Consider the following 22,144-nt stretch of genomic DNA (forward strand, 5'->3'; position numbering starts at 1 on the left):
AGGGAGCGGACCATGCGCAGCAAGCTCGTGCTGCACGCCGTCGACTCGCACACCGAGGGCATGCCGACCCGCGTCGTCACCGGCGGGATCGGCACCATCCCCGGCGCCACCATGAACGAACGGCGGCTGTACTTCCGCGAACACCGCGACGACGTCAAGCGGTTGCTGATGAACGAACCGCGCGGACACTCCGCGATGAGCGGCGCGATCCTCCAGCCGCCGACCCGCCCCGACTGCGACTGGGGCGTCGTCTACATCGAGGTCTCCGGCTACCTGCCGATGTGCGGCCACGGCACCATCGGGGTGGCGACGGTCCTCGTCGAGACCGGCATGGTCGAGGTCACCGAGCCCGTCACCACCATCCGCCTCGACACCCCGGCCGGTCTCGTCGTCGCCGAGGTGGCGGTCCGGGGCGGTGCCGCCACCGCCGTGACCCTGCGCAACGTGCCCTCGTTCGCCGTCGCGCTGGACCGCACCGCCACCCTGCCCGACGGCCGCACGGTGACGTACGACCTCGCCTACGGCGGGAACTTCTACGCCATCCTGCCGCTGGCCGGGTTCGGCCTGCCCTTCGACCGGGCCCGCAAGGACGACATCCTCGCCGCGGGCCTGTCCCTCATGGAAGCGATCAACTCCGAGGACGAGCCGGTCCACCCGGAGGACCCCTCCATCCGCGGCTGCCACCACGTCCACGCCTACGCCCCCGGCTCCACCGCCCGGCACTCACGGCACGCCATGGTGATCCACCCCGGCTGGTTCGACCGCTCCCCGTGCGGCACCGGCACCAGCGCCCGCATGGCCCAGCTGCACGCCCGGGGCGAACTCCCCCTGGAGACCGAGTTCGTCAACGAGTCCTTCATCGGCACCCGGTTCACCGGCCGGCTGCACGGCACCACCGAGGTGGCCGGCCGACCGGCCGTGCTGCCCAGCTTCACCGGCCGCGCCTGGATCACCGGCACCGCCCAGTACCTGCTGGACCCGGCCGACCCCTTCCCGGCAGGCTTCGTCCTGTGAACCGCAACGGCCCCGCGCTGCCCGTCCTGGGCGGCAGGAAACCCAGTCACCGCGAGCGCGTCGCCGACGCGCTGCGCGCCGCGCTGATCGCCGGCGAACTGCGCCCCGGCGAAGTCCACTCGGCGCCCGCACTCGCCGCCCGCTTCGGCGTCTCCGCCACCCCGGTGCGCGAGGCCATGCTCGACCTCGCCAAGGAGGGACTGGTCGACACGGTGCCCAACAAGGGTTTCCGGGTCACCGCCGTCACCGACCGGCAGCTCGACGAGTACACGCACATCCGGTCCCTCATCGAGATCCCGACCACCGCCGGACTCGCCACCACCGCCGGCCCGGACGCCCTGGCGGCCCTGCGCCCCGTCGCCGAGGAGATCGTCGCCGCCGCGGCGGCCGGCGACCTCATCGCCTACGTCGAGGCGGACCTCCGCTTCCACCTGGGCCTGCTGGCGCTCGCCGGCAACGAGCACCTCGTGCACGTGGTGCGGGACCTGCGCCGCCGCTCCCGGCTGTACGGGCTGACGGCACTGGTGGAACAGGGGCGCCTGGAGGCGTCCGCCGAGGAGCACCTGGAGATCCTGGACGCGCTGCTGACCCGCGACGAGGACGCCGTACGGGCCGTGATGACCCGGCACCTGGGGCATGTCCGCGGACTGTGGGCCGCCCCATGAGCCCGTCCCCGGTCCGGGCCCGGCCCCGCACCCCGTTACGCAAGCAGCTTGCATATTTTGCGCTACGCTTGCGGCCATGACGCGACGACTGGCCGAGGTGGCGAAGAAGGTCGGGGTCAGCGAGGCCACCGTCAGCCGGGTGCTCAACGACAAGCCGGGTGTCTCCGAGGCCACCCGCCAGGCCGTGCTCTCCGCCCTCGACGTCCTCGGCTACGAGCGGCCCACCCAGCTGCGCGGCGAACGCGCCCGGCTCGTCGGCCTGGTCCTGCCCGAGCTGCAGAACCCCATCTTCCCGGCGTTCGCCGAGGTCATCGGCGGGGCGCTGGCCCAGCTCGGGCTGACCCCGGTGCTGTGCACCCAGACCAAGGGCGGCGTCAGCGAGGCCGACTACGTGGACCTGCTCCTCCAGCAGCAGGTCTCCGGCGTCGTCTTCGCCGGCGGGCTGTACGCCCAGGCCGACGCGCCCCACGACCACTACCGGCGGCTCGCCGAGCGCAACATCCCGGTGGTGCTGGTCAACGCCGGCATCGACCAGCTCGGCTTCCCCGGCGTCTCCTGTGACGACGCCGTCGCGGTCGAGCAGGCCTGGCGGCACCTGGCCTCGCTCGGGCACGAACGGATCGGCCTGGTGCTGGGCCCCGGCGACCACATGCCCTCCGGGCGCAAGCTGGCCGCCGCGCGGGCCCTGGGCGAGCTGCCCGACGAGCGTGTCGCCCGGACCATGTTCTCCATCGAGGGCGGCCACGCCGCGGCCGTCCGGCTCATCGAACAGGGCGTCACCGGCTTCATCTGCGCCAGCGACCCCCTCGCCCTCGGCGTCGTCCGGGCCGCCCGCCGCAAGGGACTCGACGTGCCGGCCCGGATCTCGGTCGTCGGCTACGACGACTCGGCGCTGATGAACTGCACCGAACCGCCGCTCACCACCGTGCGCCAGCCCATCGAGGCCATGGGCCGGGCCGTGGTGGAACTGCTGAACGCGCAGATCAGCGGCAGCTCCGTGGCGGCCGAGGAGCTGTTGTTCGAACCGGAGCTGGTGGTGCGCGGCTCGACCGCCCAGGCCCCTCGCGACTAGCCGCCGCGCCCGTCCGCCCGCCTGTCGACGGTTTCCGGGCCGCGCGCGACATCTTGCGAACGACGCGTCAAGGGGACGGGGCCGCACCGCCGGCGGACTCCCCGCCCTCCGGAGGCGTCCGGCGCCAGGTCACCTGGACCTGGAGATGCCCCTGCGCGCCGGTGCGGGCCAGGACGGCGCCGACCTCGGCGTCGAGCTGGATGCCGAACTCGACGGTGACCTCGTCCGGACGCTGCGGAAGCGCGCTCATCCGGCTCAGCGTCGCGGCGGCGGCCCGGCGCACGCCCTCCAGCGCCGACTCGAACGACCCCGTGGCCCGCGCCACCAGGTCGGAGGCGCTGGTCGCGTCGACCACCCCGCCGTCGAGGTGGTCCACCTGCGCCACGACGGTGCCACCGTCCTCCAGCTCGAACCGCAGCAACTCGGCCATGCGCTCCCCCGTCCGTCCCGGTGACCCGACGGGTTCTCTGTGCCCACCGGCGCACCGCGCGAATCGTCCGGAAGGCCCCGCGAAGTCGCCCTCGGACAGGACGATGCCGACCTGAACTCCGGGCGGAAACAATCCACTTCCGGCCCATGTGGCTGCCAGGTGCTCTTTCGGTGCGGCAGTCGAACGGTCAGTATGAGAGGGAGCCCGTGGACGCGAAGCAACCACTTTCGACACAGCTACTAGGGGGCAGCGGGACGTGACGACTTCTGCGACCGAGTTCGAGACCGATCTCGTCGATCTCAGCCGATGTGGGCTCCAGGACGTGATGACCTCCCACGACCCCCGGTTCGTGGACGCGCTGCACACCCTCGTGCGGCGCCTGGGTGAGACACCGGCGCTGCAGAGCGCCAGCGGGGGAGCGGGCAGTCCGTACCTGGCCGCCGACTGCGGCGACGACGACCTCCCCTCCTGACGCCGGATGACGAATCCGCCCGCCGGCAGCCGGACCGGGCTCGGTACCCACCGCACGCCGGTGTCCGATCTCGACGAGACGGCCGCCGGACTCGTCGCGCCGTCCACCGCCGAGCGGATGCGCGCGGTCGAACGCAGCCGGCGCATGCTCATGCTGCGCGCCGTGGTGGACGCCGCGGGGGAGCCCGCCGCCGCACCGCAGCCGCTGCGCCCGGAAGCCGCCATGGACCTGCTGCTGCGCGTGGAACGGTCCCGTCCGGACGTCGTCGTCGACCTGCTGGAACACCCCGGCACCGGCACCTGGGCGGTGCGCATGCTGGAGCGCCTGCGGGCCGGTGGCCGAACGGACGACGGGACCGGCGGCGCGCCACCGCTGTGGGCCGAACTGGGCTACCTGCACTGCCTGGCCGCCGCCGGAGCACTGCGCGCCGGCGTCGCAGGAACGTTGCGCCTGCCGGTGTACGGCGACGCGCTCACCCTCCCCACCCTGGGGCGCCTCCAGCTCGCACCCCAGGCCCGGCCGGCACCGGCCGTCGCCACCCTGCACATCCGCCGGTCCGGCGACCGCTGCGCGCTGCTCGTCCTCGGTGACCGCACGACGCCCCTGCCGGCCGATCTGCGCACGGCCGGCGGGCCCTGGCATCCGCTGCGCCGCGTCGCCTGGAGCCGCCTGCCGGACGACCCGCCCCTCGCGCTGGAGGAGGGCGACCCCTACCGGGACTTCCGCACCGGACCGTCCCCGGCCGTCTCCTCGCTCACCGGCACCGAGGCGGACCGCTGGCGGCACCTGCTGTGCGAGGCCGGCGAACTGCTGCACGCCCGGCACCCGCGCGCCGCGCAGCTGGTGGCCCGGACCCTGCGGGTACTGGTGCCCCTTCCGGCCGCACCCCGGTTCCGCACCGCCAGCGCCTCCTACACCGAGGCCGTCGGCAGCGCCCTGCTGTCCCTGCCGCAGGACGCCGTGGAACTCGCCGTGTCCCTGGTGCACGAGGCCCGGCACTCCGTCCTCAACGGGCTGCTGCACCAGCTCCGGCTCACCCACGGCGAGGGCCCGCTGCTGTACACCCCCTGGCGCGGCGATCCGCGCCCCGTCTCCGGCGCGCTGCACGGTGCCTACGCCTTCGCCGGGGTGGCCGACTTCTGGCGGGTCGAACGCGCCGCCCTCGACGGCCGGGCGGCCGACCTCGCCCACTTCGAGTTCGCCGTGTGGCGCGGGGCGGTCACGCAGGTGCTGGACGCCCTCCCGGCGGGCGGGGCGCTGACGGACCTCGGGCGGCGGTTCGTCGCGCGGATGGCCGCCCAGGCCGGAGCCTGGGCCGGCGAGCCGGTGCCCGACCGGCCGCGGTCGGTGGCCCGCGCGGAGGAACACGACCTGCGGGCGGTGTGGCGGGGCCGGCATCTGCGGCCGGACCCCGGCCCGGTGCGGGAGGTCGCCGCCGCGTGGCGGCGCGGCGCGGACCCCAAGGAGGCGCCCCCGGTGCCCTCCCGGCTGCGGCCGGACTCCGGGCCCGGGTCCCCCGATGCCCGCAGCGAACTGCGCCGGGTGCTGCTGACCGAACCCGGGACGCTGGCCGACCGCGCCGCCGACGCCACGGACACCGCCCGGCCCCCGGCCCTGGCGGCGGCCGACGTGGCCCTGCTGCGGGGCGCGGCGGACGACGCCGCCCGCCGCTACCGGGACGTGCTGGCACGGCATCCCGCCTCGGCGTCCGCCTGGGCCGGGCTGGGGCTCGCCCTGCGCGACTCCGGCCGGCCCACCGCGGCCGGTGCCCTGCTGCGCCGCCCGGAACTGGTCCGCGCGGTGACCGAGGAGCTGCGCACCGGACCGGGCGCACCGCCCGACCCGGTGGCGATCGCCGACTGGATCGGCCGCTCCGCCGCGGTGGACGAGGACCCCTGACGGGGCCGGGCCCTCGGCCGGCTCAGGCCCCTTGACGGGGCCGGGCCCCTCGCCGGCCTCTACCCCCTCCTCGTCGGCCGAGGGCCCCCGGCGGGCCGTACGGTCGTCAGGAACAGACGTGGCGCCCGCGCGAGCGCGGGAAGGGGACGCGGAGGCCCCGGCGGCGCGCGGCCCCGTGCGCGAACCGCCCGCCGGAAGCGGACGACCGCCCGGCCCCGCGGCGGTCACCGGACGGGGCGGGCGGTCGGAGGGGTCGACGGGACGGCGCCTCGGCAGCAACGCCGGCCGCAGGGCCCCGGCAGGGAGGCCGGCCGGGCGGCGAGCCGGCCTGCCGGGGCGCCCGGCGTCAGAGCGGCATCGGGTCGATGTCGCAGTTCGCCGGCCGGTTCTCGGCGGCGGCGACGGTGGCCGGGTGGTCGTCGCCGAGGACCCGCTCGTACCGGGCCAGCGTGTCCGTCTGGAGCGCGTCGGCCTCGTCGACCCGCCCCAGCAGCCGCAGCCCCAGCGCGAGGTTGACGCTGGTGGCCAGCGTGGCCGGGTGGTCCGGGCCGAGCCGCTGCCGGCTCTGCTCCAGCGTGCGGGTGCTCAGCTCCACCGACTTCTGGACCTCGCCCAGTTCGTACAGGTCGGCGGCGAGGTTGGTGGCGCAGGCCAGCACGTTCGGGTGGTCCTCGCCCAGCTTCTCGCCGAGCGCCGGCAGCAGCCGCTCGTTGAGCCGGCGGGCCTCCTCGCTGCGCCCGAGCAGCCGGAGGCAGACGGCGTGGTTGACCTGTGCGCCGAGGGTGTGCGGATGCTCGGCGCCGAACAGGCGCGCGTACCCCTGGCAGCCCCGGTCGCTCAGTTCCAGGGCCTGCTGGAGGTCGCCGCTGTGGCGCACGTCGACGGCGTGCGCCAGCAACGCCGCGAGCGTCTCCGGGTAGTTGTCGCCGTAGCGGTTGCGGAACAGCGCGAGCGCCTTGGAGGACAGTTCGAGCGCCTTCTCGTGGCGGCCCGCGCGCCGCTCGGCCACCGCCAGACCGCGGTAGCCGCCGATGGTGTTCGGGTTGGTCGACCCGTAGTTGTACTCGTAGCGGCTGACGACCTCCTGCTGCTGGTCGCGCGCCTCGATGTACTCGCCGGCCTCCTGCCGGTCGACGGCCACGCCCGCGAGGGTGCCGAGGGTGGACAGGGCGTTCTCGCCCAGCTCCTCCAGCTTGCGGCGGTAGGTGTCCTGGTCCAGTTCGAGCGCCTGCCGGAAGTCGCCGGTGAGCCGGAGGTTCAGGGCCACGCGGTGGGCGACGATCAGCGTGGACACGTCGTTCGGGCCGAACAGCCGCCGGCTGGTCTCGAAGATCTGCTGGTCCAGCTCGGAGGCCCGGGCGAAGTCGCCGCGCATCCGCAGGTCCCAGGCGAGAATGGAGATGATCTCCAGCGTGCGCTCGTGCTCCGGGCCCAGCGTCCGCGTCATCGCCTCCCGGGTGCGCTGGTCCAGTTCGTACGCCATGCGGTAGTGACCGAGGATGCGCAGCGCGTCGCCGTAGAGCTTGGCCGCCATCAGCACGTGCTCGGCGTGCTCGCCGTCGACGCGCTTCCAGGTCTCGTAGGCCTGCTGGGCGAGGTCGCGGGAGCCCTCGTGGTCGCCCCAGGAGAACATGTACTGGATCTCGTTGAGCACCAGTTGCCGCACCCACGGGTCGGCGGACTCCACGGCCCGGCTGCTGATCACGTGGGGCAGCAGCTCACCGTACTGCCGCCACTGGCCCGGGTCGGCCGGTGCGCTGGGGTCGCCCTTGGCCAGCAGCCGGTGGGCGCCGTTGCGCATCTGCTCCTTGACGGTGTCGGGCATCTGGTTGATCAGCACCCGCTGCACCAGTCGGTGCAGCTGGAGGGTGTTGGTGCTGTGGTTGATCCTGGCGAGCGCGTAGCGGTTGATCTCGCGGATGGCCCGGCCCAGCCGGATCGGGTCGCTGAGGGCGGCGGCCAGCTCCGGCGGCACCGGGGCGTCCCGGACCCCGGTGAGCAGCCGGCGGGAGATGGGCTCCGGGGCGAAGAAGGCGCACACCTGGAGGAGCTGGAGCGCCGCCGGATGGTTCTTCTGCAACCGCTCCAGCGAGACGTTCCACGCGGCCGCGACGGACAGCGGGTAGTCCGGCGGCGGATCGCTCAGCATCAGCTCCGCCGCCTGCTGTTCGAACAGGCGCAGGTACTCGTCGGCGGGCATGCCGGTCTCGGAGAGCCAGACGGCGGCCTGCTCGATGCCGAGCGGCAGGTCGCCGAGGGTCTCGGCGAGCCGGTCCGCCGTGCGGTCGTCGAGGCTCGGAGCGCGCAGCTGGAGCAGCTGGCGGCTTTCGTCGCGGGCGAAGACATCGACCTCGAGAGGGCGCGCCGCGGTCGCCCACTGGGAGTTGCGAGAGGTCACGAGAATGCGTCCTGGGCCATTGGTGGGGAAGAATTCGCGAACGGCGTCCGGGTCCTCGGCGTTGTCGAAGACCAGCAGCCAGTTCTTGTACGGTTCGCCGACGCGCAGCGCTTCTATGACCGCGGGCACGGCGGTGTTGGCCTCGCCGCTGCCGACCTCCAGGCCGAGCCGCCGGGCGAGCTCCACCAGCATCTGCCGGATCTGCTGCGGCTGCTCGGAGGGGATCCACCAGATGACCTGGTATTCGTTCTGATGGCGGTACACGTACTCGACGGCGAGCTGGGACTTGCCCACGCCGCCCATGCCCTGGAGCGCCTCCGGGAGCACCGCCGTGGTGCCTTCCTGGAGCCGCCGGTGCAGGTCCTCGAGCAACTGTTCGCGTCCGGTGAACGCACGATTCCGTGGAGGCACGTTGCCCCATACGGGCGGCGGTTTCTGAGCCCCGTCGACCCTGGTCCTCGCAGGGACAGGCTGCACGCCACTCACGGACACGATCCCTCCAACGTCTGCATTCGATCCGAGGTCGCCTCCCGGGGGGAGGGTTGGGTGCGTCTCGCCGGGAGGCGCGGACCTCGGACTGCCGAACTCATCACTCTGTGTATCACGGTCATGACCCGTGGTGCTGCCCGCGGGCGGGGCGGCGGGCGCGGGGGCGGCGGCGCTCACCGGCGCGGCGCTCAGCCGGTCGTGGAGCACGCTCGCGGCGGCCGTGTGCTGCCCGTCGAGCGCGCTGAGGGCCGGCAGCACGGGGGCGAGCCAGGTGCGCACCCCGTCCAGCGGCAGCCGCGCCGCGCGGCTGGGGTCGGTGAGCAGATCGCGGGCCTGGCGCAGGGCGCCGCCGGTGGCGGCCGGCAGGATGGTCGCCAGATGGTCGAAGACCACCCGCACCGCCAGCGCGGTCTCCCTGCGGGTGCCCTCGGCCAGCAGTTCCTGCCGCACTCCCGCGGCGAACTCCAGGTCGATGCGCGCCGACGGCGGCACGTCCGGGGCGTCGGGGGCGGCCGGTGCGGGCTGGAGCAGCCCGCTCACCAACAGCTCGGCCAGGTGCCAGGGACGGGCCTCGGGCAGCAGCCGCTGCTGGAGCACCTGGAGCACGGAGAGGTTGACGGGGATGGCGGCGCCGAGCCGGGCCAGGTGGTAGGCGACGGGGCTGAGCTGCGCCCGCAGTCTCCGGACCCGGTCGGCCGCCGACAGCGGCGCCGGCGGGGCGGGTTGCCGTACGGCCGCCGGCGGCGGCTGGGCGGCGGACACCGGCACCGTCCGCACCGTGTACTCCGCCGGCCGCTCGTGGCGCAGGAACCGGGCCCACGCGCCCAGGCCGTCCGGGGTCAGCTCCAGCACGGGCAGCGGCAGCCACCCGGGGCCCTCACCGGTGGCCGACGGTGGCACCAGCCCGTCCGGACGGTGGGCCCAGCGGGCGTTCGCGGCGGCCGGCCCCGGGCTGCGCAGCCGGGTGGGCGCCGGCACCACGGGTAACCGCGACCAGAGGTACTCCGGCAGGACGCTCACCACGGCGACGGGCACGTCCGACGCCCAGCGGGCCAGCCGGCGGTACGTGGCCCCGTCCCGCCAGTGGGGCGCGTACATGTCGGTCAGGACGAGCACCATGTCCCGGCCGCCGGCACCGGGCGCGACGGGGGCGGTCCCCACGGACCGCCAGTGCCGCACGCGGACGTCCCGGAACGCGCCCGAGCCCGCCAGCACCGACGCGAAGCGGGTGGCCGTGCGGGTCCACAGGGCCATGGACTCGCCGTCGTCGACCACCAGGGTCACCGTCAGCCAGCGTTCTTCCGCCGGGCCGTACCGCGGTACCCACACTCCCTGCTCGGCCCGCGACTCGGCGGTGCCCTCCTCGTCCAGCAGCCGCACGGTGCGCGAGGGCAGCCGCAGCCGCAGCGGGCGCAGGGCCTTCTCCAGCGCCCGGGAGCGCTCCAGGCCGGGGCCGGCGAGGAGGCCGGCCCGCGGATCGTCGTCGTGGTGCGCCGTCGCCCACGCCCCGGACGGCGGCGGTGCCGGCGCCGGCGGGCGAGGGTCCGTCCGCCCGTCCGCGGCGGTGTCGTCGAGGGGGTGGGTGTCCGCGGGCCCGGCCCCGTCCGCGGGGACCGTGCCGTCCGGCGGTTCGCCGGCCGGCAGCGGGCGTCCGTCCTCGTCCGGGGGCGCGGCGGGCGGGTCCTCGGCCAGGACCGGGGCGTCCGCGTCCTCGTCCGTGCCCGCCCGGTCCCCGCGGTCCTCGCGGCCGTCGCCGTCCTCACCGTCCCGGCCGGCGCGTACGGCCCGGACCCGGAGGTCGAGCTGCGCGGCCAGCCAGACGGCCTCTCCCACGTCGTACACGGTGGGGCGGGCGCACGCCTCCCCGCGCGAGGCGATACCCGGCGCGGTGCCGTCGCTCGCCCCGCCGTGCTGGGAGGCCGGCAGGGTCATGCAGAACCGACCTCGTCCAGCCTGCGCCACAGCGAGTGCAGCAGCCGGTTCCACGAGGCCTCGTCGGGACCCGCGGGGGAGATGCGCAGGAACTCCGCGTTCAGCAGCTGGTCGGCGGCGAGCGTGCCGCCCGCCAGGGCGCGCGAGAGGAAGTCCCGGATCATCGCGGAGCGCTCGCCGCCCTCTCCGGTGGCGAACTGGGCCGCCAGCATGGCCGCGAGCCGGTCCGCGTCCGGCGCCGCCATCTCCAGCGTCAGACAGCGGCGCAGGAACGCGGGCGGCAGGGAGCGCTCGCCGTTGCTGGTGATCACCACGAACGGGAAGGCGCGGCAGCGGACCCTGCCGTGGTGCACCACGTACGTGTCGTCCGGGTCGTCGGTGTGCACGGTGACGTCCGGCATCCGGGACCGCACCCGGGACAGCTCGGGGATGCGGAACTCGCCGTCCTCGAAGACCCCCAGCAGGTCGTTGGCGAGGTCGGTGTCGGCCTTGTCGAACTCGTCGATGAGCAGCACCCGCGGCGTCTCACGGGGAATCAGGGCCGTGCCCAGCGGGCCGAGCTGGACGAAGTCGCCGAGCCCGGCCGGCGACTCGGAGCCCTCGCCCGGCTCCTCGGCCGCGTCGGCGTCGGAGCCGTGCAGCGCGCCGCGGGCGGCGGCCTCCTGCACCCGGCCGATCGCGTCGTAGGCGTACAGGCCCTCCTTCAGGGTTGACCTGCTGGTGATAGTCCAGCGCAGGACGCGGCCGAGGTCGAGCTCGCGGCTGACCCGGTGGGCCAGGCTGGACTTGCCGATCCCGGGGGCGCCGGTGACGATCAGTGGCCGCCGCAGGAACAGCGCCGCGTTGACCATGTCGGCCTCCTCCGGCGGCGCGGACCGCAGACGCACCTCGGGGGAGCCCAGGCGCCGGCGGATCTCGGCGTCGTCCCGGGGCGGAGGGCCGGTGACCACGGGGCCGCCGTCGAAGTCCCGCCACGGGGGCGGGGGCGGCAGCAGCTCCGCGAGCGGCGCGGTGGCGCCCGGCCCGCCCGAGCCGCGGTAGATCCACCACTCCCGGGCGTCCTCGGTCACGGCGGACGCGCCTTCGGGCACGCCGGGTTCCCGCGGGACGTCACCGTTCATCGCCACCCCCCTCTCCCGGGCCCGCGCGGGGTCACCGGGCGACCGACTCCGGGTCCGTCACGGCCAGGGGTCGGTCGGTCGTCGTGCCGGCCAGTCACGCAGGTGCCGTGACCGGTGTTCAGGTCGTCACACCCTAGTGGGTCACGCAGCGCCTCGTTCGCGCTCAAGCAATTGGCTCGGGAACTTCAGGAAGTCTGTTCGGGTCGTCCCACAGCACGGCAAGACGAGGGCCACAACCCTCGGCGTTATGGTCCCCCGTACCGGGAGCGGAGCGCAAGCGCGTCAGCCGGTCCAGAATCCGGCTCAACTCGCCCTCCAGCGCACCTTCGGCCACGGCGGGCAACGCGTCGGCGGGGGCGCCCGAACGGCTCCACAGCAGCAGGGGAAGCCCCGCCTGAAGGCCCACGAGGAGTTCCTTCCTGCCGTGCTCGTCGTCGGGCGGCGAACCCAGGGTCATCAGCACGACGGCCGGATCCCGCGCCAGACGCGCGTAGAGCAACTCGCCGCGGGCGCCGTCGCCTTGGGCGCAACGGTGCACACGGGCCGGCCGCTCGTCGGCCGTCAGCACGTCCCAGCGCTCGTTCCACACCCGGTGCAACTGCTCTGCGTCGATGCGCTCCTTGCTGCGGACGACGACCGTGTAGTCCACTCCGAGCGGCGGCCCGCCCAGTTCGTTGTCCCACACGGCGTCCGCGCCGAAGGCGCTGTGCCGCGGCCACTCCTCGACCGGCTCGTTCACCAGCGACAGGGGGAGTATGAACTCCAGTACGAGACCGCCGCGATGGGTGCGCAACCGGGACTCCTCCCGGTCGACGAGGGTGGCGACATGACGGCGCACCTCGGAGGCGGGCACGGACCGCTCCTCGCGCCTGCGCGGCTCCCAGACGGCCGTGGTGTTCACCCAGCAGCTGACGTCGACCCGATCGGGTGAGGTGGTGGCGGGCGCGAGCCGGATCAGCAGATGCGCGGGCCGCTCGGGTTCCTTGCGCCGTATCCCGGCATACGTCCGGGAGTCGTCGAGGATCCACTGCGCCTCCATGGTGTCCCGCACGGTGGTGCGCACCTGGCGGCTGATCCAGGCGCGGATCGCGTCCCCGCGCTCCGCGGTGAGCAGGACGGCCAGTTCCTGGAGGAAGCGCACCGTGCGCGGCGCGCCGTCCGGCGGGCGGTTGGTGTGGGCGAGCAACTGGTAGGCGTCCCAGGCCGTGTGCACGATCTCCGGCAGCGGCCCGAAGTGGTCGCCGGCCGCCGAGTGGTAGACGGTGTCGAGCGAGGGCACCGTGGTGCGGTCGAGGCCGGCGAGCAGCTGGGCCAGCTCCCGCTGGGCGGGGTCGTCGAGGACCGGCGGCACCACGGGGTGGGCCAGGGACGCGGCGTGCCGCGACGGCAGGTCGTAGTCGGCCAGGTGCTGCACGGCCTCGGTCAGCCGCCGCCAGCCGTCCGGGACGGCGCCGAACGTGCGCACCATCGTGACGATGTGGATCTTCTTGTCGTCGAATTCCGGTACCGACAGGCGCAGTCGCAGACGGTCCATGGCGTCGAGGATGCAGACCCTGCGGGCCACCAGGTCGTCCAGGGCCGACACCTTCATCAGGGCGTCCGCCAGCCGGGCGGCGGCCTGCGGTTCCGGGGAGGTGGTGTCAGCCATCGGCGCCCAGCCGGTCCGGCCACGTCCGCCGCGCCTGTGTCACGAAGTCCTTCACAGCGATGGTGTCCCCTTCCAGCCACTGCACCGCGTCGACCAGGGCCGCGGGTCCCTCGGCGAAGTCCCCGCACCGGCGCACGATCTGGTACAGCTGCATCCTGGGCGTGCCGGCCCGGGCGGTCCCCGCGGCGATCGCGGAGGGCAGCTGGCCGAGCAGCGGGGCCGCGGGGTCCGTCCGGAACGTGTCCATGGCGAGCAGCCGGTCCACCAGCGGCCACAGGGCGCTCGGCGGTGCCGGCCCGTCCGGGACCGGGCGGTGGGGCGTCCGGGCGCCGGGCACCGCGAAGGGAGTGCCGTCCAGGACGTCCAGCGGAATCATCCAGGCCACCCGCGGCGCGCTCGCACCGCCCGCCGGCCCGGGCGCCAGGACCGCGGCGAGGACGCCGACGACCAGCGCCCGTCCGGCGTGCCACACACCGGCCCCGCTGAAGCCCTTCGCCACGGGAGCGCCGACCGCGTCGAGCCCGTCGATCTGCCGCCAGGCGGGATGCGCGCCGCCGGAGCCGACCACCTGTCCCCGCGCCCAGACGCCGTCCGGCACACCCGCCGGATGCCCGAACACCGAGACGCGCCCGCCGGTGTGGTCACCGCACACACCGAGCGGCGCGGGCGCCACCGGCGCCGGTGGCGGCTCCGCCAGGCGCAGCACCGCCAGGTCCCCGGCGGGGGCGGAGCGCAGCCAGCCGCCGTCGGCGACCTGTGCGCGGACCGGCCCGGCCGGGTGCCCTCCGGCGGCGGGGAAGTCCAGCAGGACCTCCGCGCCGGGCGGCGGCCCGGGATGCGGTCCCGGCAGCCGCAGGGCGGCCTCGACCACGTGCGCGCAGGTCAGGACCGTCCGCTCGGTCAGCAGTACGCCGGCGCCGATGCCGGCCGCGCCCCGGTGGTCCCGTACGCGGGCCCGCCAGGTGCCCGCTCCCTGCGATACGTCAGCCTCCGACATTCCGTGACCCCACGTGTTCCCCCTCGTTCCACGCGTGCGGAAAAACCAGGGTAAGCCGAGTCGAAGAGCTTGGGTACGGGTGAGGTGCGGGTCGATCCCTGGCGCGTTCAGCGCTTCAGCTCCCGGTGCGCGGTCTCCGGCAGCCGCAGGTACACGGCCGACGACAGCAGGCACAGCGCCGCGACGTACCAGGGGAACAGCCCGGCGTTCCCCAGCTCCTTGAAGAGCGTGCCGACGTACGGGGCCGTGCCGCCGAAGAGCGCGACCGTCAGCGAGTACGGGAAGCCGATGCCCGCCGCGCGCACCCGCGCCGGGAACACCTCGGCGTTGACGGCCGCGCTGATCGAGGTGAACCCGGTGAGCAGGACCATGCCGGCGCACTGCACGAGCAGCAGCACGGCGAAGGAGTCGCGCAGCGTGTGCAGCAGCGGCACGCACAGCAGGGCGAAGCCGAGGCCGAAGAAGAGCAGGAGCGGGCGGCGGCCGAAGCGGTCGGAGAGCATCCCGCCGAGCGGCTGGAGCAGCGCGAAGAAGGCCAGCGAGAGCGTGCCCGCGAGCAGCGCGTCCGACTTGTCGATCCCCGCGTTGAGTTCGGCGTACGTCGGCAGGTACGACGTCCAGGTGTAGTAGGCGATGGTGCCGCCCGCGGTGATGCCGCAGATCAGCAGGGACTCGCGCGGATGCCGGCGCAGCGCCTCGAACAGGCCGGGCCGCGGGGCGCCGCGCTGTTCGGTGCTGCGGGTCTCCTCGGCGCCCTGCCGGATCCAGAAGCCGACCAGGCTCAGCACGGCCCCGACGACGAACGGCACCCGCCAGCCCCAGTCGTCCATCGCCGGCTCGGAGACCGTGGTCACCAGCAGCGCGGCCAGCCCGGAGGCGGCCAGTTGCCCGACGGTGGTGGAGACGTACTGGAAGGAGGAGAACAGCCCGCGCCTGCCCGGCCCCGCCGACTCGACCAGGAAGGTCGTCGCGGCCGCGAACTCCCCGCCCACCGAGAGGCCTTGGAGCAGCCGGGCGAGTACCAGGATCACCGGTGCCAGCAGACCCGCGGACGCGTACGTCGGGGTGAGCCCGACCAGCAGGCTGCTGCCGCCCATCAGCAGGATGGTCACCGTCAGCGCGGACCGCCGTCCGCGCCGGTCCGCGATCGAGCCCATCAGCAGCCCGCCGACGGGACGCATGAAGAAGCCCACCGCGAACACCGCGAACGCCGACAGCAGCGGGACCAGTGAGTCGTCCGCGCCCTCGGGGAAGACCTGGTCGGCGATGTAGGTGGCCAGGAAGGTGTACGCGTACCAGTCGTACCACTCCACGGCGTTGCCCACGGAGGCGGCGAGGAGCTGGCGTACGGGCCGTCGGGTCGGTGCTTCAGCCGTCTGCATGACTGTCATGATCGCGACCATTTCCGGGGTGTGCGGCCGGCACACCTCACGTACCGACGACTTTCACATGAGGGCCACCGCGCCCTTCCCTGACGTTTGGTGCTCCTGGAACACTCCTTGCGCGCGCATTCCGTCATGTCCGGTACCGTCCGGCCGGCCGAACCCACCTCAGGCGAGAGGCTTCCCACCCCCCATGTCCGAAGTCAACCGGCGCCGATTCCTCCAACTCGCGGGCGCGACCACGGCGTTCAGCGCCCTGTCCGCCAGCATCCAGCGGGCCGCCGCCCTGCCGGCCAACCACCGCACCGGGACCGTCGAGGATGTCGAGCACATCGTCGTCCTGATGCAGGAGAACCGTTCCTTCGACCACTACTTCGGCAAGCTGAGGGGCGTCCGCGGCTTCGGCGACCCGCACCCGGTCACCCTGCCGAGCGGCAGGCCGGTGTGGCACCAGGAGAACGCCGGCACCGAGCTGCTGCCCTTCCACCCGGACGCCGACGACCTCGGCATGCAGTTCCTGGAGGGGCTGCCGCACGGCTGGCCGGACGGCCAGGACGCCTACCACGACGCCCGGTACGACCGGTGGCTGCCCGCCAAGGGCAGCACCACCATGGCGTACCTGACCCGCGAGGACATCCCCTTCCACTACGCCCTCGCCGACGCCTTCACCGTCTGCGACGCCTACCACTGCTCGTTCATCGGCTCCACCGACCCCAACCGCTACTACATGTGGACGGGCCACACCGGGAACGACGGCGGGGGCGGCGGCCCGGTCCTCGGCAACGACGAACTGGGCTACGACTGGACGACCTACCCCGAACGCCTGGAGCGGGCCGGGGTCTCCTGGAAGATCTACCAGGACATCGGCGACGGGCTGGACGCGGACGGCCACTGGGGATGGATCGACGACGCCTACCGCGGCAACTACGGCGACAACTCGCTGCTGTACTTCAACAAGTACCGCGACGCCGCCCCCGGCGACCCCTGGTACGACAAGGCCCGTACCGGCACCGACGTCAAGAACGGCGACGGCTACTTCGACCTGCTGCGCGCCGACGTCCGGGCGGACCGGCTGCCGCAGATATCCTGGATCGTGGCCCCCGAGGCCTTCACCGAGCACTCCAACTGGCCCTCGAACTACGGCGCCTGGTACATCGCCCAGGTCCTGGACGCGCTGACCTCCAACCCGGCCGTGTGGGCGAAGACGGCCCTGTTCATCACCTACGACGAGAACGACGGCTTCTTCGACCACGTGGTGCCGCCGCTGCCGCCGAAGTCGGCCGCGCAGGGCCGCTCCACGGTCGACGTCTCCCTGGACGTCTTCCCGGGCAGCGCCACCCACCGCGAGGGCTTCTACGGGCTCGGGCCCCGGGTGCCGATGCTCGTGGTGTCGCCGTGGAGCAAGGGCGGCTACGTCTGCTCCGAGACCTTCGACCACACCTCCCTCATCCGCTTCATGGAGCGCCGCTTCGGGGTGCGCGAGCCGAACATCTCGCCCTGGCGGCGGGCCGTGTGCGGCGATCTGACCGCCGCGTTCGACTTCTCCCGCCGGGACAGCCGGCCCGCCGAACTGCCCGACACCGACGCCTACGAGCCGCCGGACCGCGAGCGTCACCCCGACTACCGTCCGACGCCGCCCGCCGACCCGGCCATGCCGAGGCAGGAGCGCGGCCTGCGCCCGGCGCGTCCCCTGCCGTACGCCCCGCACGTCGACGGCTCGGCCGACCCGGCGGCCGGCACGTTCACGCTCACCTTCGCCTCCGGGGCGCGGGCCGGGGCCGCCTTCCTCGTCACGTCCGGCAACCGCACCGACGGGCCGTGGACGTACACCACCGAGGCCGGCAAGACCCTCTCCGACACCTGGAACTCGGCCTGGTCGGGCGGCACCCACGACCTGGCCGTGCACGGCCCCAACGGCTTCCTGCGCGTCTTCAAGGGCCCCGGGAAGACGGCCGGCCCCGAGGTCACCGCACGGCACGTGCGCGACGACGTCGAGCTGGCCTTCACCCACCACGGCTCCGCGGCGGTCCGCCTGACGCTGGCCGACGCCTACACGGGCCGGACCCGGACGGTGACGGTGCGCCCCGGCGCCACCGTCCGGCACACCGTCGACCTCCGGCACAGCCGGCGCTGGTACGACCTGACGGTCACCTCGGCGTCCGACCCGTCGTTCCTGCGCCGGTTCGCCGGGCACGTCGAGAACGGGCGGCCGGGGGTGAGCGACCCGGCGATCGTCACGGAGTAGCCGCTACAGCACGGTCAGGTGCCCCGGCTCCGGCTGCGGTCGGTTGCGGTTGCGGCTGCGGCTGCCGGGGCCTCGCGGCACGTCCGCGCGGGGCGCGTCGGAGGGTGCGGCCGGCGGGGGAGCCGGGTGCCCGGTCCTGCGCGGCGGGGCCCGGCGGGGGGTCCCGCGGTGCGTCCGGCGCGGGGGCGCCGTCGGCGGCGGCCGGGGCGTGGGCCGGTGGGGGTGTGCCGTCCGTGCCCGTCGGGGCGCCCGTCGGGGCGCCGGTCGGGGCGCGGGTCAGTATCAGTACGCCCCGTGCGGCCAGGCCCGCGCCGGTCAGGGCCAGCAGGACGCCGGCGGGGCCGCCCCGCAGCCGCTCGCCCAGCAGCGACACGCCGATCACCGCGGCGGCCACCGGGTTGGCCAGGGTCACCACGGCGAGCGGGGCGCCCAGACCGCCGCGGTACGCGGTCTGCGCCAGCAGCAGGCCACCCGCCGCGAAGGCCGCCACCAGCACCGCCACGCCGACGACCTGCGCGCCGGGCAGCGAGCCCGAGCGGCCGGTGGCGGCGACCGTGACGGTCTGCGTCAGCGCCGAGGCGACCCCGGAGGCGATGCCCGAGGCGGTCGCGTGCCGCAGGCCCGGCCGGGCGCCCGGCCGGGACAGCAGGCCGAGCAGCGCGGCCGTCGCCCCCGACACGGCCAGCGCCTCCGGCACGCTCAGCACGTCGTCGGGGGCCGGGCCGCTCGCGGTGAGCAGCAGCGCGCCCAGTCCGAGCAGGGCCAGCCCGGTGCCCTGCCACTCGGCGGGACGAACGCGCCGGCCGGCGGTCCGCGCCCCCAGCGGCACCGCCGCGACCAGCGTGAGCGCGCCCAGCGGCTGGACGAGGGTGAGCGGCCCGTACTTCAGGGCCGCGACGTGCAGCAGGGCGCCCGCGGCGTTCAGCGCGACCGACCACCACCAGGCGCTGCTGCCCAGCAGCCGCACCGCGCCGGTGGCCGGACGGCGTGCGGCCAGCCGCTCCTGGGCGACGGCCGCGGCGGCGTAGGCGACGGCGGAGACCAGGGACAGCCCGACGGCGAGCACGGCGGCACTCACGCGACCGCCCCCGCCGCCCCCGCCGGTCTCCGATCCGCCGCCGGCTCAGCCCCCGCCGCCCCCGTGGGCTGCGGTGCTCCCACGGTCCTCGACGGTGGCGTCGGCCCCGGCGGGCCGGTCGGGCGCCGGCCGGCGCGGGTGCGGGCCACCAGGGTGCGGGGCCGGCGCCGGGGCGGGCGGAGCAGCGCGAGCGCCAGGCCCAGCAGAGCCGTGGCCACGAGCACGTCGAGCCAGTAGTGGTTGGCCGTGCCGACGATCACCACCAGGGTGATCAGCGGGTGCAGCAGCCACAGCCACCGCAGCCGGGACCGGGTGGCGACGATCAGGCCGACCGCCAGCATCAGCGCCCAGCCGAAGTGCAGGGACGGCATCGCCGCGAACTGGTTCGACAGCCCGTCCGTCTCCGGCGGGCCGTACACCGACGGCCCGAACACCCGGGCGGTGTCCAGCAGACCGGCCGCCGTGAGCATGCGCGGCGGGGCGAGCGGGAAGGCCAGGTGCAGCACGAGCGCGGCACCGGTCACCGCGGCCAGCGCCCGGCGGGCCCAGAGGTAGTGCCCCGGCCGCCGCAGGTACAGATACACCAGGAAGGCGGCGGTGGCCGGGAAGTGCACGGCCGCGTAGTAGGTGTTCGCGAGCTGTACGAGCGTGTCGCCGTGCAGCAGCAGGGACTGCACCGCGCCCTCGTCGGGCAGCCGCAGGGCACGTTCCAGGTCCCACACGCGGTGCGCGTTGGCGTAGGCCTCGCCGGTGTGGCCCGCCGCCAGTCGCCGGCCGAGTTTGTAGACGGCGAAGAGCCCCGCGACCAGCAGCAGCTCACGGAGCAGCGGTGGTCGCGCCGGTGTGTCCGGCTCCCGTTCGGCGGGCTCGGTGCGGGCGGTCATCCCCGGTCCCTTCACTGACGGTGAGGCGTGTGGGCGGTGTGACGGGACTCATCGATACGGTTCCGTTCCGATACGGAAGTGTACCGATACGCTGGAGTACCGGTACACTGGCGTATCGATGGCCGACGGAGACGCGGCCACGCCAGACGCGGAGGAGCGGCACCGATGACGGCACACGCGGCACACGCGGCGGACCGGCCGGAGACGGCCGGGACCCGGGGCACCGCGCCGCGCCGCTCCAAGCTGACGCCCGAGCGGGAGCGGGAGTTCTTCGACACGGTCGTCGAGCAGATCCGCGAGTGCGGGTACGACGCCGTCACGATGGAAGGCGTCGCCGCCAGCACCCGGTGCAGCAAGTCCACGCTCTACCGGCAGTGGAAGACCAAGCCGCAGTTCGTCGCCGCGGCCCTGCGCTCGCGCAGCCAGGTGCGCTTCGCGGGCATCGACACCGGATCGCTCGCCGAGGACCTGCGGCGGGCGGCGCGGGCCGCGGGGGAGTGGTCGGGCGAGGACACCCGGCTGCTCCAGGCACTCGGCCACGCCGTCATGCAGGACCCGGAACTCCAGCGGGCCCTGCGCGAGGCGATCGTCGAACCGGAGATCGCCGCGCTGCGCGCGATGCTGGAGCGGGGCGTCGAGCGGGGCGAGGTGCCCGCCGGCCACCCGGCGCTGGAGTACGTCCCGGCGCAGATGTTCGGGGTGCTGCGGGTCCGGCCCGTGCTGGAGGGGGAGTACGCCGACGCCGACTACCTGGTCCGGTTCGTGGAGGCGGCGGTGCTGCCCGCGCTCGGACTGACCTGAGACCCAGGTCGCCGTCCACGGGATGACTGGACGGTGACCTGCCCGCGCCGCACCGTGGGGACGGGGGCGGCGCGCACCCACCGGCCGGGTGGGGCGCCCTGTGAGCGGAGGGGCGTCCCGCCCGGCCGGCCTGTTGCCCCGCCCGGCCGGGCGGGGGGGGCGGGACGGTTCAGACGTCCTGGCCGGAGCCGCGGCCCGAGGCGGCCTCGATGCCCTCGGCGATGTCGTCCATCACGGACTGCCGCTCCCCGACGTCCACACCGATCCGGACGACGACGATGCGCTCGGGGTTGGCGGGCGAGGGCAGGGCGAGGGACTCGACGTAGCCGTCGGCGCCCTTGCTGGTGACGGCCTTCCAGCGGACCCGGTAGCCCTTCTGCCCGGCCACCGTCACCGCCTCGGACGCCAGCACCTCGTGCGAGGTCAGCGAGCCGTAGCCCTTGCCGTACGACTCCTTGGCGTTGGCGGCGATGTCCGCCTTGGCGACCTGCTCGGCGGTGCGTCCGTCGGTGCCGAGCACGAGCGCGGGCGCCGAGTACGCGCCGCCCTTGGAACACTCGGCGGAGGTGTCGCCGGGGCAGGCGTAGGTCTCGTCGGAGGAGACCGACGCGCCGACCGTGATCTCCTGGCCGTACCAGCCGTCCGGGATCGGCAGGCTGATGCCGCTGATCGAGTCCGTCACCGAACCGCTGTCGATCTTCGGGGGGCCGGAGCGGTCCGGGGAGGGCGACTCACGGTCCGAGCCGCCGTCGCCGCCGTCGTCCTCGCCGAAGGGGCCGTCCTGGCGGCCGGGACCGTCCGGGCTCCGCTGCTGGGAACCCACGCGGTCCTCGCCCGCGCCGTCGCCGGACAGGGCGTACACGCCCACGCCGATGCTCGCCAGGACGACGGCGGCCACCCCCACGGCTATCCCGGTGCGCAGCCCCCTCCGGCGGTCTTTGGGCGGCTGGGCCGGATACCCCGGATGACCGCCGTACGCCGGAAGCCCCGGGTACGGCGGAGGCGCGGGCTGCTGCGCCGGCCGACCCGCGGGGTACGCCGGCCGACCCGCGGGGTACGCCGGCCGACCCGGGGCCGTGTCGCCGGAGGCGGGCTGTGCCGGCTGAGGCGGCATCGCGTCGCCCGGAGCCGGTTCCGCCGGCCGCTCCGGGGGCGTGCCGGCGGGCATCGGCGGTGCGGGCTCCTCGGCGGGCCGCTCCGCACCCGCCGCGCCCGCCCCGCCCGGCGTCTCGCCCGGCGCCCCGTCCTGCGTCCCGTCCTGTGCCTCGCCCCGCGCCGGCGGCGCCTGGGTCGTGGCCGGCCCCGCCGGACGGATGCGGTCCGTCCACGCCTCGCCGTCCCACCAGCGCTCGGTGGCGGGACCGTCCTTCTGCTGCCCGGGGTCGGGGTACCACCCGGGAGGAGTCACCTGCGTCATGAGCACACCGTAAGAGGCGTCGGTGAAAGCGGCATGAGAGGATCCGGCCCCCGCGGCCCCCGCGGCCCCGGCGGCCACCGGACCCCGCCGGCCGTCACCGGACGTGGGCGGCGCACCCGCCCGCGAACCGCCCGCCCGGCCCCGCCGCCCCGCGGCGCGGTCCTCGGGCCCGAACGCCCGCCGCGCACGGGAGTTGACGT

The 22,144-nt window shown here is 74.9% G+C and carries 16 protein-coding genes; 7 read left to right on the plus strand and 9 right to left on the minus strand.

Annotation, left to right across the window (positions count from 1 at the left end):
* The first annotated feature begins 12 nt into the window (after positions 1–12).
* From ACZ45Q_RS17665 to ACZ45Q_RS17675, 3 genes are all read left to right on the plus strand, one after another.
* Positions 13–1,014, plus strand: a complete 1,002-nt coding sequence (locus ACZ45Q_RS17665) for a proline racemase family protein (RefSeq protein WP_468261621.1) — start codon at positions 13–15, stop codon at positions 1,012–1,014.
* Complete coding sequence (locus tag ACZ45Q_RS17670) at positions 1,011–1,679, plus strand: GntR family transcriptional regulator (protein WP_468261623.1); 669 nt, start codon at positions 1,011–1,013, stop codon at positions 1,677–1,679. Before ACZ45Q_RS17665 ends, ACZ45Q_RS17670 begins: the two co-directional genes overlap by 4 nt.
* A gap of 76 nt (positions 1,680–1,755) precedes the next feature.
* A complete protein-coding gene (locus tag ACZ45Q_RS17675; protein WP_468261626.1) occupies positions 1,756–2,751 on the plus strand; it encodes a LacI family DNA-binding transcriptional regulator in 996 nt (331 codons plus the stop codon).
* Between the two features lie 67 nt (positions 2,752–2,818).
* Here ACZ45Q_RS17675 and ACZ45Q_RS17680 read toward each other — a convergent pair whose 3' ends face one another.
* Positions 2,819–3,181, minus strand: a complete 363-nt coding sequence (locus tag ACZ45Q_RS17680; RefSeq protein WP_468261629.1) for a CU044_2847 family protein — start codon at positions 3,179–3,181, stop codon at positions 2,819–2,821.
* Between the two features lie 256 nt (positions 3,182–3,437).
* Between ACZ45Q_RS17680 and ACZ45Q_RS17685 the strand changes: the two genes are divergently transcribed.
* Both ACZ45Q_RS17685 and ACZ45Q_RS17690 read left to right on the plus strand, forming a co-directional pair.
* Complete coding sequence (locus ACZ45Q_RS17685; RefSeq protein WP_468261631.1) at positions 3,438–3,653, plus strand: hypothetical protein; 216 nt, start codon at positions 3,438–3,440, stop codon at positions 3,651–3,653.
* 60 nt (positions 3,654–3,713) lie between these two features.
* Positions 3,714–5,552 carry an HEXXH motif domain-containing protein gene (locus ACZ45Q_RS17690; RefSeq protein ID WP_468261634.1) on the plus strand — a complete coding sequence of 613 codons (1,839 nt, stop codon included), beginning with the start codon at positions 3,714–3,716 and terminating at the stop codon, positions 5,550–5,552.
* A gap of 346 nt (positions 5,553–5,898) precedes the next feature.
* Here the strand turns inward: ACZ45Q_RS17690 and fxsT are convergent, their stop codons facing one another.
* The 5 genes from fxsT to ACZ45Q_RS17715 all read right to left on the minus strand — a co-directional run bounded on the left by fxsT (position 5,899) and on the right by ACZ45Q_RS17715 (position 15,540).
* Complete coding sequence (fxsT, locus tag ACZ45Q_RS17695; RefSeq protein ID WP_468261636.1) at positions 5,899–10,371, minus strand: FxSxx-COOH system tetratricopeptide repeat protein; 4,473 nt, start codon at positions 10,369–10,371, stop codon at positions 5,899–5,901.
* The gene (locus ACZ45Q_RS17700) at positions 10,368–11,492 is read right to left on the minus strand and encodes an AAA family ATPase (RefSeq protein ID WP_468261638.1); all 1,125 of its coding nucleotides are present in this window, start codon (positions 11,490–11,492) and stop codon (positions 10,368–10,370) included. The genes fxsT and ACZ45Q_RS17700 overlap by 4 nt, the downstream gene beginning before the upstream one ends.
* 163 nt (positions 11,493–11,655) lie before the next feature.
* Complete coding sequence (locus tag ACZ45Q_RS17705) at positions 11,656–13,140, minus strand: VMAP-C domain-containing protein (RefSeq protein WP_468261641.1); 1,485 nt, start codon at positions 13,138–13,140, stop codon at positions 11,656–11,658.
* A complete protein-coding gene (locus tag ACZ45Q_RS17710) occupies positions 13,133–14,137 on the minus strand; it encodes a trypsin-like peptidase domain-containing protein (protein ID WP_468261644.1) in 1,005 nt (334 codons plus the stop codon). Before ACZ45Q_RS17710 ends, ACZ45Q_RS17705 begins: the two co-directional genes overlap by 8 nt.
* Before the next feature lie 107 nt (positions 14,138–14,244).
* Positions 14,245–15,540, minus strand: coding sequence for an MFS transporter (locus ACZ45Q_RS17715; RefSeq protein WP_468261647.1), 1,296 nt, complete (start codon positions 15,538–15,540; stop codon positions 14,245–14,247).
* A gap of 172 nt (positions 15,541–15,712) precedes the next feature.
* Here ACZ45Q_RS17715 and ACZ45Q_RS17720 point away from each other — a divergent pair, with 172 nt between their 5' ends.
* On the plus strand, positions 15,713–17,764 hold the full coding sequence (locus ACZ45Q_RS17720; protein ID WP_468261650.1) for a phosphocholine-specific phospholipase C: 2,052 nt from the start codon (positions 15,713–15,715) through the stop codon (positions 17,762–17,764).
* On the opposite strand, the gene ACZ45Q_RS17725 is transcribed toward ACZ45Q_RS17720, so the two are convergent.
* The gene (locus ACZ45Q_RS17725; RefSeq protein WP_468261653.1) at positions 17,754–18,842 is read right to left on the minus strand and encodes a DMT family protein; all 1,089 of its coding nucleotides are present in this window, start codon (positions 18,840–18,842) and stop codon (positions 17,754–17,756) included. The genes ACZ45Q_RS17720 and ACZ45Q_RS17725 overlap by 11 nt on opposite strands.
* The gene (locus tag ACZ45Q_RS17730) at positions 18,839–19,726 is read right to left on the minus strand and encodes a phosphatase PAP2 family protein (RefSeq protein WP_468261656.1); all 888 of its coding nucleotides are present in this window, start codon (positions 19,724–19,726) and stop codon (positions 18,839–18,841) included. Before ACZ45Q_RS17730 ends, ACZ45Q_RS17725 begins: the two co-directional genes overlap by 4 nt.
* A gap of 165 nt (positions 19,727–19,891) precedes the next feature.
* Between ACZ45Q_RS17730 and ACZ45Q_RS17735 the strand changes: the two genes are divergently transcribed.
* Positions 19,892–20,527: a TetR/AcrR family transcriptional regulator gene (locus ACZ45Q_RS17735; protein ID WP_468261659.1), complete on the plus strand. Its 636-nt coding sequence runs from the start codon at positions 19,892–19,894 to the stop codon at positions 20,525–20,527.
* A gap of 169 nt (positions 20,528–20,696) precedes the next feature.
* Here ACZ45Q_RS17735 and ACZ45Q_RS17740 read toward each other — a convergent pair whose 3' ends face one another.
* Positions 20,697–21,944: a DUF2510 domain-containing protein gene (locus ACZ45Q_RS17740; RefSeq protein WP_468261662.1), complete on the minus strand. Its 1,248-nt coding sequence runs from the start codon at positions 21,942–21,944 to the stop codon at positions 20,697–20,699.
* Positions 21,945–22,144: the final 200 nt, after the last annotated feature.

It is taken from the genome of Streptomyces sp. NPDC031049, from assembly GCF_055571015.1.

Excerpts from the sequence above, each read along its gene's own strand:
- ACZ45Q_RS17735 (WP_468261659.1), top strand. The coding sequence starts at position 19,892 with ATGACGGCACACGCGGCACACGCGGCGGACCGGCCGGAGACGGCCGGG.
- ACZ45Q_RS17665 (WP_468261621.1), top strand. The coding sequence starts at position 13 with ATGCGCAGCAAGCTCGTGCTGCACGCCGTCGACTCGCACACCGAGGGC.
- ACZ45Q_RS17675 (WP_468261626.1), top strand. The coding sequence starts at position 1,756 with ATGACGCGACGACTGGCCGAGGTGGCGAAGAAGGTCGGGGTCAGCGAG.
- ACZ45Q_RS17680 (WP_468261629.1), bottom strand. The coding sequence starts at position 3,181 with ATGGCCGAGTTGCTGCGGTTCGAGCTGGAGGACGGTGGCACCGTCGTG.
- ACZ45Q_RS17740 (WP_468261662.1), bottom strand. The coding sequence starts at position 21,944 with ATGACGCAGGTGACTCCTCCCGGGTGGTACCCCGACCCCGGGCAGCAG.
- ACZ45Q_RS17710 (WP_468261644.1), bottom strand. The coding sequence starts at position 14,137 with ATGTCGGAGGCTGACGTATCGCAGGGAGCGGGCACCTGGCGGGCCCGC.
- ACZ45Q_RS17705 (WP_468261641.1), bottom strand. The coding sequence starts at position 13,140 with ATGGCTGACACCACCTCCCCGGAACCGCAGGCCGCCGCCCGGCTGGCG.
- ACZ45Q_RS17730 (WP_468261656.1), bottom strand. The coding sequence starts at position 19,726 with ATGACCGCCCGCACCGAGCCCGCCGAACGGGAGCCGGACACACCGGCG.
- ACZ45Q_RS17715 (WP_468261647.1), bottom strand. The coding sequence starts at position 15,540 with ATGGTCGCGATCATGACAGTCATGCAGACGGCTGAAGCACCGACCCGA.
- ACZ45Q_RS17700 (WP_468261638.1), bottom strand. The coding sequence starts at position 11,492 with ATGAACGGTGACGTCCCGCGGGAACCCGGCGTGCCCGAAGGCGCGTCC.
- fxsT (WP_468261636.1), bottom strand. The coding sequence starts at position 10,371 with ATGACCCTGCCGGCCTCCCAGCACGGCGGGGCGAGCGACGGCACCGCG.
- ACZ45Q_RS17720 (WP_468261650.1), top strand. The coding sequence starts at position 15,713 with ATGTCCGAAGTCAACCGGCGCCGATTCCTCCAACTCGCGGGCGCGACC.